A 15,974-nucleotide genomic window follows, 5' to 3' on the forward strand; every position below is an offset into this window, starting at 1 on the left:
TCCGGCGTCAAATCGCGATACCTCCACCGTTCCCCCCGGAGGTCGTGCATGGATCCGGTGTATGCGGTTCTGCAGGCAGGGACGTCGTCCCTGTCGTTTGGCTTCGTCGATTACCTGACGACCATCAGCGCCATCGGCGTGATCACGATGGCGCTCATCCAGACGGCCAAGGACATGCTCCCCATTCGCCGCTGGTACCAGCGCCGGCGGTTCCGCGCCTGGCTGGCGGACGGGGTGCGCGAAGCGGCCGTGCCCGATCGGTCGGCGGTCCTGTTCGGGCAGCCCGCCGGTCGCCAACAGCCTGATGCCGCGGCCGCCGAAGCGCGGCTCGTGTCGCTGGCCACCGACGGCGACGCCCACGCCCTGTACGATCTGCCCATCGAGCAGATGTGCGGCCAGATCAATGCCGCGCTCCAGGTGGTGCTGGAGTATCCCGCGGACGATCCGAATCTCGTGGCGATCGTCGGTTCGCGCGCCAGCGCCGCCGATCTGGCGATGCTGATCGGCGTGGCCAACGGGGCCATGAATTCCGCGACCGCGCGCACGCCGGAGGTGAGCGCCGCCAAGGCCCGCGTGATGCACCAGTTCCAGCGGGCCATCGACGCGTTCCAGATCGCCGTGAGCTACCGGTGGAAGATGTCGTTGCAGATCGCCTCGTTGGTGCTGTGCGGCCTGCTCACCTACGCGGCGTTGCTACTGCGCTTCCACGTAGGCACGAGTTACGTGGGCGGCGTGGGGGCGGTGGTGATCGGCGCGGTGCTGGCGGGATTCCTGGCGCCCGTGGCCAGGGATCTGACGGCGGCCGTGCAGGGGCTGCGGAAGTAGCCGTGACGGCCGCGCTGCCGGAACTGAGCGTGCGCCAGCCCGCGTGCGACTCGGGCGGGCCGGTGGTGGACGTGCACGGCACGCTGCCGCCCGCCGGCGGCGCCGTGTTGCTGCTCGTGCACGGGTACGCCAACTCGGCCGCCGCGGCCCGCGACTCGTGGCGCGCGTTTCTGGACGGCATCGCGGCCGTCCAGATCGGCGGCTGGATGCCGCGCAATCCCACGGGCGTGCAGTGGCCGGGCGACGAGCCGATCGCCGGGCTCAACCAGGCGTCATATCCGCTCAAGATCGGCGTGTCACGCGACGCCGCGCGGCGGATGGACGTCTACCTGCGCGCGATGGCCGGACCGGGCGGCGCACCGCTCACGCTGTCCGTCGTTGCGCACTCGCTGGGTTGCCGCCTGGCCGCGGAGCTGCTCGAATGTCTCGCGCAGCCCCCGGCGCATTCCGTGGTCGTGGATCGCGTGGTGTTCATGGCGGCAGCGGTGCCCACCGACCGCGTGGATCGCGGCCAGGAACTGCGCGGGGGCGTCGATTGGGCCGGCGGGATCTGCGCCCTGTATTCCGAGGGTGACCCGGTGCTGCGCCTCGCATTCCCGATCGGCGAGACGGTGGGCGGCGATGGGTTCTTCCCGACCGCGGTGGGGCGTCACGGCGGCCCTGGGGCCACCTGGATGGTCACGCAGCAGATGGCGCACGGCGGGAACCTGTACGCGCACAGCGACTACTGGGCGGGCATCGAGTCCGCGGCCGCCGCGGCTGCCTTCTTCTGGATTCCCGTCGCGGCATCCGTCGCTGCGCGGGGCCTGCCGGCGCATGGGCTGCCGGAGGTGACCGCGATTCCCATTCGCGGCACGCCCAGTCGCGCGATCGCGGCGCGGCCGTTGGCGGCCGGCGGCTGAGGGCGGCTACCGATACTCGTTCTGCAGTTCCTGGAGCGCGGCGTTGCCGGGGCAGAGCGTCGAGTAGGGCAGTTCCACCAGCGGTTGCTGCACGGTGCGGCTCAGCGCGTGCATGTCCTTGGCGCCCTCGTCCAGGTAGAGCAGCCCGGTGACCACTTCGCCGCGTTCCTGATGCGCGCGCACGTGCGCGTACGCGGCATCGCGGTTCGTGGGATCGTACGCCTCGTCGGTTTTCCGGAACCGCACCACGCTGCCGTCGTGCATCGTCACCGACATCGCGGCGCCGGCGCCGTCCGGCGTCCTGATCTCCTTGCGCATCGGCACGAAGTCCACGGGGGCCAGATCCTCGTAGTGCTCGCGCGTGTACCGGTAGCTCTTGGTGGAGCCCACATGATCGTTGAAGCTCACGCACGGCGAGATGACGTCGATGAGGGCGAATCCATTGTGCCGCAGGCCCGCCTTGAGCATCGGCACCAGGTGGGCCTTGTCGCCCGAGAATCCCCGGGCCACGAAGGTGGCGCCGAGACTGAGCGCCAGGAGCACCGGATCGATGGGCCGCTGGTCGTTGGATTCGCCCTTCTTGGACGTGGAGCCGACGTCGGCCGACGCCGAGAACTGCCCCTTGGTGAGCCCATACACGCCGTTGTTCTCCAGCACGTAGAGCAGATTGACGTTGCGGCGGATGGCGTGGCTCAACTGGCCCAGGCCGATCGACAGCGAGTCGCCGTCGCCCGAGATGCCGATGTACGTGAGGCCGCGGTTGGCCGCGTTGGCGCCCGTGGCCAACGCGGGCATGCGGCCGTGCACGCCGTTGAAGCCGTGCGACTGGCGCATCATGTACGCGGTCGTCTTGGATGAACACCCGATGCCGCTCATCTTGGCGGCGCGATGGGGCGGAACATCCAGCTCCCAGAACGCCTGGATGAGCGCGGCGGTCACCGAATCGTGCCCGCATCCGGCGCACAGCGTGGACATCGATCCCTCGTAGTCGCGCCGCGTGAGACCCAGCGCGTTCTTGGGCAGCGAGGGATGGGTGACCGGAGGTTTGGTGATCGACGTCATACCGCGGCTCCCTGCAGGTGTTGCGTCACGCCGTTCACCACTGTCCGCGCGGTGAGCGGCAGCCCGCCGTAATCGAGAATGGGAATCATGTGGTCGCGCGGCACGCCGGTCTCGAGGGTGAGCAGCGAGCGGAGCTGCGCATCGCGGTTCTGCTCCACCACGAACACGAGTTCGTGCGCATTGAGGAACTCCGCGACCGGTGCATCGAACGGGAACCCGCGGATGCGCATGTAGTCGGTCGCGATGCCCTGGGCCCGGAGGCGGTCCACGGCTTCGAGCACGGCGGCGTGGCAGCCGCCGATCGAGACGATGCCGATCTCGGCGTTGGCCTGGCGCCGGAATTCCGGCGCCGGCACGGCGCTGGCGGCCCCGTTGATCTTGCGCGCCAGCCGGTCCACCACCTCCAGGTACTCGGCGGAATCCTCGGTGTACACGCCGTGCTTGTCGTGTCCCGATCCGCGGGTGAAGTACGCGCCCTTCGGGTGCACGCCGGGCAGCGTCCGGGCGGTGATCCCGTCGCCGTCCACGTCGACATAGCGGGAGAACTTGGTGATCCGTTCCAGGTCGTCGGCCGACAGCACCTTGCCGCGGTCGGGCACATAGGCATCGTCCCACGTGAGGCGCGGCACCATCCAGTCGTTCATCCCGATGTCGAGGTCGGAGACCACGAACACCGGCGTCTGATAGCGCTCGGCGAGGTCGAAGGCATCGCGCGCCATGTAGAAGCACTCCGCCGGATCGGACGGGTAGAGCGCGATGTGCTTGGTGTCGCCGTGCGAAGCGTAGGCGATGGCCATCAGATCGCCCTGCTGCGTGCGCGTGGGCATGCCGGTGGACGGCCCCGTGCGCTGGATGTCGAAGAAGACCGACGGGACCTCGGCGTAGTACGCCAGCCCGATGAACTCCTCCATCAGCGAGATGCCCGGGCCGGAGGTGGAGGTGAAGGCGCGGGCGCCCGCCCAGCCGGCGCCGATCACCATGCCGGCGGCGGCCAACTCGTCCTCGGCCTGGATCATGGCGTATCGACGTTCGCCGGTGGCCGCGTCCACGCGGTACTGCTCGCAGAACCCCTTGAAGCCTTCCATGAGCGACGTGGACGGGGTGATCGGATACCAGGCCCCGACCGTGGCGCCGGCGTAGACGCAGCCGAGCGCGGCGGCCGTATTGCCGTCGATGACGATCGCGCCGGCGGTTTCGTGCATCCGCTCGAGCCGGAACGGAAGCGGGTGCGCAAAATGCGCGGTGGCGTAGTCGTGGCCGAGCGCGATGGCCCGGAAGTTCGCGTCGAGCAGCGAGCGCTTCTTGGAGAACTTCTCGCGCAGCATCTCGCCGATCACGTCCATGTCGATGTCGAGCAGCGCGGCGAGCGTGCCGGCGTATGCGATGTTCCGCAGTAGCGTGCGGTTGCGGTCGCCTTCGAAGTTCTGCACGCACAGCTCGCCGAACGGCACGCCGAGGATGGTGATGTCGTCGCGCCGCAACTCGGGGTCCAGCGGCCAGGTGGCGTCGTACACCAGGTATCCGCCCGGCCGCACCGACGCCACGTCCCGGGCGTAGGTGGACGTGTTGAGCGCCACCATCAGGTCGATCTGCTCGGGGCGCGCGGTGTAGCCGTCCTTGCTCACCCGGATTTCGTACCAGGTGGGAAGTCCCTGGATGTTGGACGGGAAGATGTTCTTGCCGGTGACCGGGATCCCCATCCGGAAGATGGCCTGCATGAGGAGGCTGTTGGCGCTCGCCGAGCCCGTGCCGTTGACGGTGGCCATCTTGAAGGCGAAATCGTTGACGCCGCTCATGACGCGCTCCGGCCGGCGTACGCCGTGATGAGGTCGAACCGCTGCATGTCCCAGGCCGCCGTGGGGCAGCGTTCGGCGCACAGGCCGCAGTGCAGGCACACGTCCTCGTCCTTCACCATGAGACGGCTGGTCTGTGGCAGCGGGGCAGAGACGTACAGGTCCTGCTGCAGGTTGACGGCCGGCGCCGAGAGGCGGGTGCGCAGATCCGCCTCGGTGCCGCCGTCGGGGGTGATCGTGAGACAGTTCACGGGGCACACGTCAACGCAGGCGTCGCACTCGATGCACAGCGCGGCGGAGAACTGCGTCTCGATGTCGCAGTTGAGACAGCGTTGCACCTCGCGCGCCGTCTGCTCCGGCGTGAACCCGAGCTCGACCTCCACCGACACGTCGGCAAAGCGCTTCACGAGCTCCTCGTGCTGCATGGCGGCGCGCGGCGACGGATTGTAATCGTTGTGGTAGCTCCAGGCGTGCATCCCCATCTTGGAGCTGACGAGGTTCATGCCGTCGGCCGGCCGCTCGGCAACCGGCACGCTCTGGCAGTGGTTGTGGATCGAGATCGCCGCCTGGTGGCCATGCTCCACGGCCCAGATGATGTTCTCGGGGCCCCACGCCGCGTCGCCGCCAAAGAACACGCCGGCGCGCGTGGACTGGAAGGTCTTCCGGTCCACGATCGGCATGTCCCACTTGGCATCGAAGTCGATGCCGAGGTCGCGTTCGATCCAGGGAAACGCATTGTCCTGGCCGATGGCGAGAATCACGGCGTCGCAGGGGATGATCACGGTGTCGAGCAGCGTGCTCGTCTGACGGCCGTTCTCTTCGGTCCACTGCAGGCGCTCGAACTCCATCCCCACGAGCCGGCCCTGCTCGACCACGAAGCGCTTGGGGGCATGGTTCTCGATGATCTCGATGCCTTCCTCTTCGGCATCCTCGAGTTCCCAGGGCGACGCTTTGAAATAACGGCGGGAGCGGCGGGCCACGACCTTGATGTCCGTGCCGCCCAGTCGCCGGGACGTGCGGCAACAGTCCATCGCCGTGTTGCCGACGCCGATGATGAGCACGCGGGGTTCGATCTTCTCGATGTGACCGAAGTGCACGGACCCCAGCCACTCGATGCCGATGTGCACGCTGCCGGTGTCCCAGCGTCCCGGGATGTCCAGTTCCTTGCCTCTGGGCGCGCCGCTGCCTACGAACACGGCGTCGTAGCGTTCGTCGAGGAGCGCCTTCATGCTCTCGACCGGCGTGCCGTACCGGATGTCCACGCCCATGTCCAGGATGTTGCCCACCTCGTCGTCGAGCACGTGGGCGGGCAGCCGGAACGCCGGAATGTTGAAACGCATCAACCCGCCGGCCTGCGTGAGCTTCTCGTAGATCACGCACTCGTAGCCCAGCGGCATGAGATCGTTGGCCACGGTGAGCGACGCCGGACCGGCACCCACGAGCGCCACGCGCTTGCCGTTCTTCTGTTCGGGGATTGCCGGCAGACGGTCGTGGATGTCGTCGCGGAGATCAGCGGCCACGCGTTTGAGGCGGCAGATGGCCACCGGCTTGCCGTCCACGCGGCCGCGGCGGCACGCGGGTTCGCAGGGCCGGTCGCAGGTGCGACCGAGGATGCCGGGAAACACGTTCGACTCGCGGTTGAGCATGTACGAGTCCGTGTACCGGCCCTGCGCGATCAATCGGATGTATTCGGGTACGTTCGTGTGGGCGGGGCAGCCCCACTGACAGTCGACGACTTTATGGTAGTAACGCGGGTTGGCGACGTCCGTCGGGTGCATGCAGCTCTTTTCCTCGCACACAGGTTGGCTGGAGTTTCGCGGCACAGGAAGGTGATTGCAAGCCGGTGCGTGCGGAAGTCACATTGCCTTTTCCTTCGCGCGGCCGTAGCTTACCGTTCAGTAGTCATCCGACCCGTAGGTCCAAGTGCGCTTAGGAGTTAGCTCGCCCCGCGTCATGCCCTTCGTCGGCGTGTCGCCGGAACTGCAGCGGCGAGCGCACCCTGCGAGTCCTGGTCGTCCCTGGTTCCGCGGGCCCCCTGTCCGCGGTGGAGCATAGATTCCAGATGAACGTTCCCGCGATCCTCGCCGCGCTTGGCGCATTGTTGCTTGCGTCGCCGGCGTTTTTCATTGTAGGTCGGCGGCAGGGGCGTGCGGCGGAGCTGCGGCGCCAGGCGGAGGCCAAGGCCACCGCCCAGGAGTTGGCCAAGCGCGTGGTGGACGACGCCGAGCGCGAAGCCGAAAATCTCCGCAAGAGCGCGATCGTCTCCGGCAAGGAAGAGATGATCAAGCTGCGCGAGACCTTCGAACTGGAAGCGCGCGGGCGCCGCGAGGAAGTGGAGCGCGAGGAACGGCGCATCGAGGAGCGGGAGGCCGTGCTCGATCGCAAGTTCGACGCCCTCGATCAGCGCGACAAGGATCTGAGTCGGCGGCTGAGTGAATTCGGCCGCCGCGAGAAGGGCGTGATCCAGCGCGAGCAGGACCTCGAGAAGCTGATCGGCGAGGAACGCCGCCGGCTCGAGCAGTTGGCCGGCATGTCGGCGCAGGACGCCAAGGGCGAACTCATCCGCCGCATGGAAGAGGAGGCCCACGCCGACGCCGCCAACCGCATCCGCGAGATTCGCGAGACGGCGCGGCGCAACGCCGAGCGCGAAGCCAAGAAGATCGTGGCCCTCGCCATCCAGCGCATCGCCGCCGATCACACGGCCGAGAGCACGGTGTCGGCGGTGGCGTTGCCCAACGACGAGATGAAGGGCCGCATCATCGGGCGCGAAGGGCGCAACATCCGCGCCTTCGAGCTGGCCACGGGCGTGGACGTGATCATCGACGACACGCCCGACACGGTGGTCGTCTCGTGCTTCGACCCGATCCGCCGCGAGATCGCGCGGCTCGCGCTCGAGAAGCTCGTCGCCGACGGGCGCATCCACCCCGGGCGCATCGAGGAAGTGGTCAACAAGTCGCGCAAGGAAGTGGACACGCAGATCATCGAGTTCGGCGAGGAGGGCGCGTACGAGGCGGGGGTCCACGGACTGCACCCGGAGCTGATCAAACTCGTGGGCCGCATGCACTGGCGCACCAGCTATGGGCAGAACATCCTGCAGCATTCCAAGGAAGTGGCGTGGCTGGCCGGCATCATGGCCGCCGAGTTGGGGCTGGACGTGGCAATGGCCAAGCGCGGCGCGCTGCTCCACGACATCGGCAAGGTGCTCACGCACGAGCACGAGGGCACGCACGTGCAGCTGGGCGTGGAGGTGGCCACGAAGTACGGTGAGAATCCGCTGGTCGTGAACTGCATTGCCGCCCACCACGACGACGTGCCGCACGAGACCGAGATCTCGGTGCTCGTGCAGGCCGCCGACGCGATCTCGGGATCGCGGCCGGGGGCCCGGCGCGAGGCGTTCGAGACCTACGTGAAGCGGCTGGAGGGGCTGGAGCGGATCGCGTCCAGCTACAAGGGCGTGGAGCGCGTGTTCGCCATCCAGGCCGGGCGGGAGGTGCGCGTCATCGTGGCCCCCGACCAGGTGGACGATCCGCGCATGGCCACGTTGTCGGAGGAGATCGCGCGCCGGATCGAGGCCGAGTTGCAGTACCCCGGGCAGATCAAGGTCGTGCTCATTCGCGAGACGAGGGCGGTGGACTTTGCCAGATAACACGCTGGCGCGGGGCGTGCTGATCGACGGCGTCGCCCTCGCCAAGAAGATCCGGGAACGCGTGGCCGAGGAAGCGGCCGCGCTGACGGCCCGCGGCCTCACGCCGGGCCTGACGGTGGTGCTCGTGGGCGACGATCCGGCGAGCGCCGTGTACGTGCGTTCCAAGGGACGCGCGTCGGAGGAGGCGGGCATCGCGTCCGACACCATCCGGCTGCCGGCCACGACCTCGGAACGCGATCTGCTCGCGCTCGTGGACCGGCTGAACGCCGATCGCACCGTGCACGGCATCCTCGTGCAGATGCCGCTGCCCAAGCACATCGACCCCGACGTCGTGATCCGCCGCATTGACCCCGAGAAGGACGTGGACGGGTTCCACCCGTACAACGTGGGACTGCTGCTCACCGGCTCCAAGGAGGGCTACGCTCCCTGCACGCCGGCCGGCGTGATGGCCATGCTGCGCGCCTACGGCGTGGAGACGCGGGGCGCCAACGTGGTGGTCGTGGGCCGCAGCAACATCGTGGGCAAGCCGATGGCGGCGCTCCTCGTCCAGGCGGGCGCCGACGCCGACGCGACGGTCACGGTGTGCCATTCACGCACGCGCGATCTGGCCGAGCACACCCGCCGGGCCGACATCATCATCGCCGCCGTCGGACGCGCCCACCTCATCACCGCCGACATGGTGAAGCCGGGCGCCGTGGTGATCGACGTCGGCATGAATCGCCTGGCCGATGAGACGGCGCCCAAGGGCTACCGCCTGGTGGGGGACGTGGATTTCGAGGGCGTGAAGCAGGTGGCGGCGTTGATCACTCCGGTGCCGGGCGGTGTGGGGCCGATGACGATCGCGATGTTGCTCCAGAACACGGTGCGAGCCGCGTTCCGCGCGCTCGGCTGATGCCCCGCGGGCGCGAGCCGCGCGGATCGGGCGCGGGCGGCTTTGACCTGTTCGAGGCGCCGGCCGACGCCGCGGGGATGATCGCGCCCGATGCGGCGCCGGGTGAGCGCGCCGAGACGGCGATCCCGGTCGCCCTCCTCACCCAGACGGCCAAGGCCGTGATCGACGGAGCCTTCTCGCCGCTCTGGGTGCGCGGCGAGGTCAGCGATTTCAAGGCGCACCGCAACGGCCACTGGTACTTCTCGCTGCGCGACGCGTCGGCGCAGATCCGCTGCGTGGTCTGGGCGCGCGACCAGCGCGGCATTCCGGCGGCCCCGGACGACGGGATGCTGGTCTCGGCGCTGGGCCAGCTCACGGTGTACGCTGCGCGCGGCGAGATGCAGTTCGGGATCCGCCGCCTCGAAGCGGCGGGCGACGGGCTCTGGCGCAAGGCGTTCGAGCAGACGCGCGCCCGGCTCGAAGCCGACGGACTGCTGGCCCCGGAACGCAAGCGCCCCATCCCGCGCTATCCGCGCCGTATCGCCGTGATCACGAGTCCCACCGGCGCCGCGCTGCACGACATCACGGCCGTGATCCGGCGGCGCGCCCCGGGCGTGGAGGTGGTCGTCATCCCCGCCGCCGTGCAGGGCGAGACGGCGCCCGCCGAATTGTGCGCCGCGCTCGACCGGCTGGCGCGGTGGGGCGACGCCGACCTGCTGATCATCGGACGCGGCGGCGGCGCGCGCGAGGACCTCTGGGCGTTCAACGACGAGGCCGTGGCCCGCGCCCTGGCCGCCTGTCCGCTGCCCACGATCTCGGCGGTGGGCCACGAGGTGGACGTGACGATCTGCGACCTCGTGGCCGATCTGCGCGCGCCCACGCCGAGCGCGGCGGCCGAGGCCGCCGTGCGCGCGGTGAGCGAGTTGGCCACGGAGGTGCGGCTGCTCGGCGCGCGCCTCCGGCGCGCCGTGGGGTCGCGACTGGATGTGTCGGCGCTCCGGCTGCAGCGCGCGGGGCGCGCGATGCACGGGCGCGCGTCGCGCGCCGTCGAGCGTCGGCGCGCCCGGATGCAGGCCCTGGCCGGCCGGCTCGATGCGCTGAGCCCACTGGCCACGCTGGAGCGCGGCTATGCCGTGGCCCGCGACCCGTCGGGGCGCGTGCTGTCGTCGGCGGCGCAGTTCACCCCGGGATCGACGTTCGATCTCACGTTGCGCGACGGCCGGGTCGGCGCCCGCGCGATCGACATCCAGGAGCGCGCATGAGTTTCGAGACGCGGCTGCAACGGCTGGAGGACATCGTGGCCGAACTGGAGGGCGATACGCTCGACCTCGCGCGCGCCCTCGCCCTGTTCGAGGAAGGCATCGCCTGTCTGCGCGACGCCACGGCCGAGCTCAGCAAGGCCGAAGCCCAGGTCCAGCGGCTGGTCGAGCGCGCCGACGGCACGTTCGAGGTCACCGACCTGCGTGACTGACACCCGGCCGGAATTCGCCGCTGATCGAGCGGCGGTGGATGCGGCGCTCGGGGTGCTCACCGACCGCGAGACCCGTCCGCTGGCCGGCCCGGTGGGCGACGCCATTCGCTACAGCCTCGAAGGGGGCGGGAAGCGGCTGCGCGGGGTGCTGTTCCTGGCCGGCTACCGGGCGGCGGGCGGACGCGGGGACGCCGCCGGCCTCGCGGCGGCCATCGAAGTGGTGCATGCGTACTCGCTCGTGCACGACGACCTCCCGTGCATGGACGACGACGACATGCGGCGCGGCCGGCCCACGGTGCATCGCGTCTTCGGCGTGGCCGCGGCAACGGCAGCGGGCGTGGCCATGGTGCCGCTCGCGGCCCGGGCTGCGGCCCAGGCGGCTCGCGACATGGGGCTCGCTCCGGCCCTGGGGCAACGCATCGTCCAGGAACTCATGCGCGCGTCCGGGGCGGGGGGGATGATTGGCGGGCAGTTGCTCGATCTCGAAGGGGAGGGGCGCTCCCTGACCGTGGCCGATCTGGAGCGCATCCACCGGGCCAAGACGGGCGCGCTGATCGCGGCGTCGGTCAAGCTCGGCGGGCTGGCCGCGGGCGCCGCGCCAGACGCCATGGCGGCCCTCGATCGGTTCGGCTCGAGCGTGGGGCTGGCGTTCCAGATCGCCGACGACGTGCTCGACGTGACGGCGACCACCGACGAACTGGGCAAGACGGCGGGCAAGGACGTGGCGTTCGGCAAGAGCACCTACCCGGCGCTGCTGGGCGTGGAGGGAGCGGTGGCCAGAGCGGACGCGCTGGTCGGCGAGGGGTGCGCGGCGCTGGCCCGGGCCGGTCTGCTCACGGCGGAACTGGACGGCCTGGCGCGGTTCATCATCGCCCGCCGATCGTAGTACCTTTGTACAATAGCCAGGCCAGAATCCGAGCCTCATGACCATTCTCGATCGCATCCAATCGCCCGCCGACGTCCGCGCCCTCAGTCGTGCCGACCTGAATACGCTGGCCGACGAGATGCGCGCCCGCCTCATCGACGTGTGCTCCCGCACGGGAGGCCACATCGGCGCCGGCCTCGGCGTGGTGGAACTCACGATCGCGCTGCACGCGGTGTTCGAGACGCCGCGCGACCAGCTCGTGTGGGACGTGGGCCACCAGGGGTATCCGCACAAGCTGCTCACCGGGCGCAACGATCGGATGGAGACCCTGCGCAAGGAAGGCGGGATCTCGGGATTCCTCAAGCGCAGCGAGAGCGAGTACGATGTGTTCGGCGCGGGGCATGCGGCCACGGCCATCTCCGCCGCGCTCGGCGTGGCCGCGGGCCGCGACATCCGTGGGGACGACTACAAGGTCGTCGCGGTCCTCGGCGACGGCGCGCTCACGAGCGGCCTGGCCTACGAAGGGCTGAACAATGCCGGCCATTCCGACCGCGACATCGTGGTCGTGCTCAACGCCAACGAGATGTCCATCGCCCCCAACGTGGGCGCGATGTCCAAATACCTGAATTCGGTGCAGCGCAATCCGCTGTACAACCGGCTACGCACGGCGATCGGCGACATCGTGGACAAGGCGCCGGGACCGCTGGCCGGCATGGGCGCGTGGGTCAAGAAGTGGGAGGAGAGCGTCAAGTCGTTCCTCACGCCCGGCGTGCTGTTCGAGGAGTTGGGGTTCCGCTACTTCGGCCCCATCGACGGACACGACATCGGAACCCTGCTCGACACGTTCACGGCGGTCCGCAACATGTCCGGTCCGCGGCTCGTCCACGTGATCACGCAGAAGGGCAAAGGCTACCCGGCCGGCGAGCACTCGGCGGGCGAGAAGTGGCACGCGCTTCCGCCCGGGCACGATCCGTCCACGGGCAAGCCGCTCAAGGCATCCACCGGCAATCCGGCGTACACCACGGTGTTCGGCAAGGGGTTGGCCGCGATCGCCGAAGCGGATCCGCGCGTGGTGACGATCACGGCGGCGATGCCGAGCGGCACCGGGACGTCGTTCGTGGCCAGCGCCGTGCCCAGCCGGTTCTTCGATGTCGGCATCGCCGAGGGCCACGCCGTGACGTTCGCGGCGGGGCTCGCCACGCGCGGCCTGCGCCCGGTGGTGGCGATCTACTCCACGTTCCTGCAGCGCGGATTCGACAACATCATCCACGACGTGGCCATCCAGTCGCTCCCCGTGGTCTTCTGCATGGACCGCGCCGGCCTGGTCGGCGAGGACGGCGAGACGCACATGGGCCTGTACGACATCGCGTATATGCTCACCGTGCCGAACATGACCGTCACCGCGCCGCAGGACGGGCGCGAGATGCTCGGCCTGCTCCGCGCCGGGTTGGAGCACGATGGGGGGCCGTTCTGTTTGCGGTACCCGCGCGCCGCCGTGCCCGACGACACGCCGCCCGTGCAGGACATCGCGTCCGTGCCCTATGGCACCTGGGAAGTGCGGCGGCACGGCGCCGACGTGGCGATCCTCGCCGTCGGCACCATGGTGCAGTCGTCGCTCGACGCGGCCGACGTGCTGGCCGCCGAAGGGCTCCACGTGACGGTCGTCAACTGCCGCTTCCTCAAGCCGTACGATGAAGTGACGCTGGCCGCGGTGCTCGCCGACCACAAGCAGGTGCTCGTGGTGGAGGAGGGCACGGTGGTCAACGGATTCGGCGCCTACATGACCGCGATCATCGAGCGGCACGATCCGGCGGTGCGGGTGGACACGCTGGGCGTGCCGGACCGCATCATCTACGCGGCGCCGCGGAACAAGCAACTCGAGATCTGCGGGCTGACGCCGGAGGGCATCGCCGAACGCGTGCGGGCCCTGCACGGGAGCGAGGCGATGGCCCGGTGATTCGCCTCGGCGTGATCGGGCATCGCGGGTACGCCGAGGCGGGCCTCGGCGCGGTCCTGCGCACGCTGGGCCAGATCGCGCCGGGCTTGGGGCTCGACCTGTATGTCGAATCCGATCTGCGCGACGACGGCGCGTTGGGCGCCGTGCTCGAGGATCCGTCGCAGCTCGATGCGCTGGTGACGCTGGGCGGCGACGGCACGCTGCTCCGCGGCGCCCGGCTGCTCGAGGGCCACCAGGTCCCGATCCTCGGGGTGAACCTGGGGCGGCTCGGGTTCCTCACCGGGTGCCCGTCCGACCAGTTCGAGACCGCGCTCATGCGATTCGCGCGCGGCGACTACACCGTGGAGACGCGCATCGCCCTGCACGGCGCGGTGCTCGACACGTTCGGCCGGTCGCGGCAGGAGTGGTTCGCGCTCAACGACATCGTGCTCCACAAGGGCGGGTTCGCGCGCGTCGTCACGCTGCGCGTGTCGGCCAACGAAGAGACCGTGGCCAGCTACGCCGCCGACGGCGTCGTGATCTGCACGCCCACCGGTTCCACGGCGTATTCGCTGTCGGCGGGCGGCCCGATTCTCTTCCCGACGCTCGAGACGCTGCTCGTCACGCCGGTGTCGGCGCACGCGCTGGCCATCCGGCCGGTGGTGCTGCCCGCCGACTCCGTGGTCACGGTGCAGTCGGAAGGTGGTCCCGAGGAGTTGCTGGTCACGGTGGACGGCCAGGCGGGCACGTCGTTCGCTCCGGGCGAGACGTTGCGCGTGCGCCGCGCGGCGCACGGCATCGGGATCGTGCGGTTCCCCGGGAGCAGCTTCTTCTCCACGCTTCGGCAGAAGCTGGGCTGGGGCGGGCTTCCCGAGCGGGATCAGTCGCCGGCATGCTGATCGAACTGCGCATCCGCAACTTCGCCATCATCGAGTCGCTGTCGCTGCCGCTGTCGCCCGGGTTCAACGTGTTGTCCGGCGAGACGGGCGCCGGCAAGTCGATCATCGTCGGCGCGCTGGGGCTGTTGCTCGGGGAGCGCGCCAGCGCCGATCTCATTCGCACGGGCGCCGAGCGCGCGACGGTGGAGGGGGTGTTCGACGTGGCCGACCAACCCGGCATCCGCGCGCTGCTCGACGCCCACGGCATCGAGATGGACGATACCCTGGTCGTGCTCAAGCGCGAGGTGGCGGCGGGCCGGGCCCGCGCCTGGGTGAACGGCTCCACCGTCACGACGGGGGTATTGGCCGAGATCGGCCGGCTGCTCGTGAACCTCCACGGGCAGCACGAGGCGCAGGCGCTACTCGACGCCGAAGCGCAGCGCGCCATCCTCGACGCGTTCGGGGGAGCCGCCGGCGACGCGGCGGCCGCGCGTGATGCGTTCGCCGCGGTGCGTGACGTGCGCCACGAAATCGCCGACCTCGAACAGCGGACGGCGGCGGCGCAGAAGCGTGCCGACTATCTGCGGCACGTGGCCCAGGAGATCGACGACGCCCGGCTCGTCGACGGCGAGGACGCGCGGCTGGAGGAGGAGGCCAACCGGCTGGAGAACGCCGACGAACTGCGGGCCCTCGGCGCGTCGGCACTCGGGGCGCTCACCGGCGATGAGCAGGGCCTGCTCGGCCAACTCGGCGCGCTCGAACGCGTGCTGCACCAACTGCAGCGTGTGGATCCGTCGCTCGGCCGCCTGCAGGAATCATACGATAGTGCGTATTACGCGCTCGAGGCGGTGGCGCGCGAGCTCGAGCAGTACCAGGAGGCGGTGGACCTCGACCCGCAGCGCCTCGACGAGGTGCGCCGCCGCCGGGATCTGCTGTTCCGCCTGGTCAAGAAGTACGGCCCCACGCTCGCCGACGCCGTGCGGCAGGGACGTGACGCGCGTCGCGAATTGGATCTCGTCGATTCGTCGGGCATCGACCTGCGCGCCCTGCGGGAGCGCGAGGGCGCCGCCGTGAAGCGCCTCGACCAGGCCGCCGGCGCGCTGTCCCGGAAGCGCGCCGCGGCGGCGTCGCGTCTGGCGACCGCCGTGGACGCGGTGCTCCCCGCGCTCGGCATGGCCGACGGCCACCTGGAAGTGCGCCTCGCCCCGCGCGCCGCCGTGGGCGCCGAGGGAGCGGAGGACGTGGAGTTCCGCGTGTCGCTGAACGTGGGCCACGAGGCGCGGCCGCTGTCACGCGTGGCGTCGGGCGGCGAATTGAGTCGCGTGATGCTGGCGCTCAAGACCATCCTCGCCGGCCTCGATCACGTGCCCACGCTCGTGTTCGACGAAGTGGACGCGGGCATCGGAGGCCGCGTCGGCCTCCAGGTGGGCGACACGATGCGCCGCGTGGCCGGCACCCATCAGGTGTTCGCGATCACGCACCTGCCCCAGATCGCCGCGCGGGCCCACCACCACATCCGCGTCAGCAAGGACGCCAGAGGGGGCGTGACCACGGCCGGCATCGCGGTGCTGGACGGCGAAGCGCGCGTGGCCGAGATCGCGCGCATGCTCGGCGGCGATCCCGAGAGCGCGGTGAGCCGCGCCCATGCCGCCGAGTTGCTCGATGCGGCGGCCGCCGCGCCGCCGCTGGCCGATCGCAAGCGGACGACGCGCCGCTCCTGAGCGC

The 15,974-nt window shown here is 70.1% G+C and carries 13 protein-coding genes; 10 read left to right on the plus strand and 3 right to left on the minus strand.

Going from position 1 to position 15,974, the window contains the following annotated elements; genetic code table 11:
• Positions 1–48 precede the first annotated feature (48 nt).
• On the plus strand, positions 49–825 hold the full coding sequence (locus VNE60_00740) for a hypothetical protein (protein HVB30033.1): 777 nt from the start codon (positions 49–51) through the stop codon (positions 823–825).
• Positions 826–827: 2 nt separating this feature from the next.
• Positions 828–1,727, plus strand: a complete 900-nt coding sequence (locus VNE60_00745; GenBank protein ID HVB30034.1) for a hypothetical protein — start codon at positions 828–830, stop codon at positions 1,725–1,727.
• A gap of 6 nt (positions 1,728–1,733) precedes the next feature.
• Here VNE60_00745 and VNE60_00750 read toward each other — a convergent pair whose 3' ends face one another.
• Genes VNE60_00750 through VNE60_00760 form a run of 3 tightly spaced genes read right to left on the minus strand, consistent with a single transcriptional unit; the run spans position 1,734 to position 6,360 of the window.
• Positions 1,734–2,789, minus strand: a complete 1,056-nt coding sequence (locus VNE60_00750) for a 2-oxoacid:ferredoxin oxidoreductase subunit beta (protein HVB30035.1) — start codon at positions 2,787–2,789, stop codon at positions 1,734–1,736.
• Positions 2,786–4,585 (minus strand): 2-oxoacid:acceptor oxidoreductase subunit alpha, encoded by a 1,800-nt coding sequence (locus VNE60_00755; protein ID HVB30036.1) that lies wholly within the window; start codon positions 4,583–4,585, stop codon positions 2,786–2,788. Before VNE60_00755 ends, VNE60_00750 begins: the two co-directional genes overlap by 4 nt.
• Complete coding sequence (locus VNE60_00760; GenBank protein ID HVB30037.1) at positions 4,582–6,360, minus strand: FAD-dependent oxidoreductase; 1,779 nt, start codon at positions 6,358–6,360, stop codon at positions 4,582–4,584. Before VNE60_00760 ends, VNE60_00755 begins: the two co-directional genes overlap by 4 nt.
• Positions 6,361–6,644: 284 nt before the next feature.
• Between VNE60_00760 and rny the strand changes: the two genes are divergently transcribed.
• The 8 genes from rny to recN are packed head-to-tail and all read left to right on the plus strand — an operon-like array spanning position 6,645 to position 15,970.
• The gene (gene rny / locus VNE60_00765) at positions 6,645–8,228 is read left to right on the plus strand and encodes a ribonuclease Y (protein ID HVB30038.1); all 1,584 of its coding nucleotides are present in this window, start codon (positions 6,645–6,647) and stop codon (positions 8,226–8,228) included.
• Positions 8,218–9,120, plus strand: a complete 903-nt coding sequence (gene folD / locus VNE60_00770) for a bifunctional methylenetetrahydrofolate dehydrogenase/methenyltetrahydrofolate cyclohydrolase FolD (protein ID HVB30039.1) — start codon at positions 8,218–8,220, stop codon at positions 9,118–9,120. Before rny ends, folD begins: the two co-directional genes overlap by 11 nt.
• A complete protein-coding gene (gene xseA, locus VNE60_00775; GenBank protein ID HVB30040.1) occupies positions 9,120–10,361 on the plus strand; it encodes an exodeoxyribonuclease VII large subunit in 1,242 nt (413 codons plus the stop codon). Before folD ends, xseA begins: the two co-directional genes overlap by 1 nt.
• Positions 10,358–10,570 carry an exodeoxyribonuclease VII small subunit gene (xseB, locus tag VNE60_00780; protein ID HVB30041.1) on the plus strand — a complete coding sequence of 71 codons (213 nt, stop codon included), beginning with the start codon at positions 10,358–10,360 and terminating at the stop codon, positions 10,568–10,570. Before xseA ends, xseB begins: the two co-directional genes overlap by 4 nt.
• Positions 10,563–11,456 (plus strand): farnesyl diphosphate synthase, encoded by an 894-nt coding sequence (locus VNE60_00785; protein HVB30042.1) that lies wholly within the window; start codon positions 10,563–10,565, stop codon positions 11,454–11,456. Before xseB ends, VNE60_00785 begins: the two co-directional genes overlap by 8 nt.
• 37 nt (positions 11,457–11,493) lie before the next feature.
• Positions 11,494–13,392, plus strand: a complete 1,899-nt coding sequence (gene dxs, locus VNE60_00790) for a 1-deoxy-D-xylulose-5-phosphate synthase (protein HVB30043.1) — start codon at positions 11,494–11,496, stop codon at positions 13,390–13,392.
• Complete coding sequence (locus tag VNE60_00795) at positions 13,389–14,270, plus strand: NAD(+)/NADH kinase (GenBank protein HVB30044.1); 882 nt, start codon at positions 13,389–13,391, stop codon at positions 14,268–14,270. Before dxs ends, VNE60_00795 begins: the two co-directional genes overlap by 4 nt.
• Positions 14,264–15,970 (plus strand): DNA repair protein RecN, encoded by a 1,707-nt coding sequence (recN, locus tag VNE60_00800; GenBank protein HVB30045.1) that lies wholly within the window; start codon positions 14,264–14,266, stop codon positions 15,968–15,970. Before VNE60_00795 ends, recN begins: the two co-directional genes overlap by 7 nt.
• Positions 15,971–15,974 lie beyond the last annotated feature (4 nt).

It is taken from the genome of Gemmatimonadaceae bacterium (assembly GCA_035533755.1).
Taxonomy (GTDB): Bacteria; Gemmatimonadota; Gemmatimonadetes; order Gemmatimonadales; family Gemmatimonadaceae; genus JAGWRI01.

Coding starts and splice junctions, on each gene's coding strand:
- xseA (HVB30040.1), top strand. CDS start 9,120: ATGCCCCGCGGGCGCGAGCCGCGCGGATCGGGCGCGGGCGGCTTTGAC.
- rny (HVB30038.1), top strand. CDS start 6,645: ATGAACGTTCCCGCGATCCTCGCCGCGCTTGGCGCATTGTTGCTTGCG.
- recN (HVB30045.1), top strand. CDS start 14,264: ATGCTGATCGAACTGCGCATCCGCAACTTCGCCATCATCGAGTCGCTG.
- VNE60_00760 (HVB30037.1), bottom strand. CDS start 6,360: ATGCACCCGACGGACGTCGCCAACCCGCGTTACTACCATAAAGTCGTC.
- VNE60_00750 (HVB30035.1), bottom strand. CDS start 2,789: ATGACGTCGATCACCAAACCTCCGGTCACCCATCCCTCGCTGCCCAAG.
- dxs (HVB30043.1), top strand. CDS start 11,494: ATGACCATTCTCGATCGCATCCAATCGCCCGCCGACGTCCGCGCCCTC.
- VNE60_00755 (HVB30036.1), bottom strand. CDS start 4,585: ATGAGCGGCGTCAACGATTTCGCCTTCAAGATGGCCACCGTCAACGGC.
- VNE60_00740 (HVB30033.1), top strand. CDS start 49: ATGGATCCGGTGTATGCGGTTCTGCAGGCAGGGACGTCGTCCCTGTCG.
- xseB (HVB30041.1), top strand. CDS start 10,358: ATGAGTTTCGAGACGCGGCTGCAACGGCTGGAGGACATCGTGGCCGAA.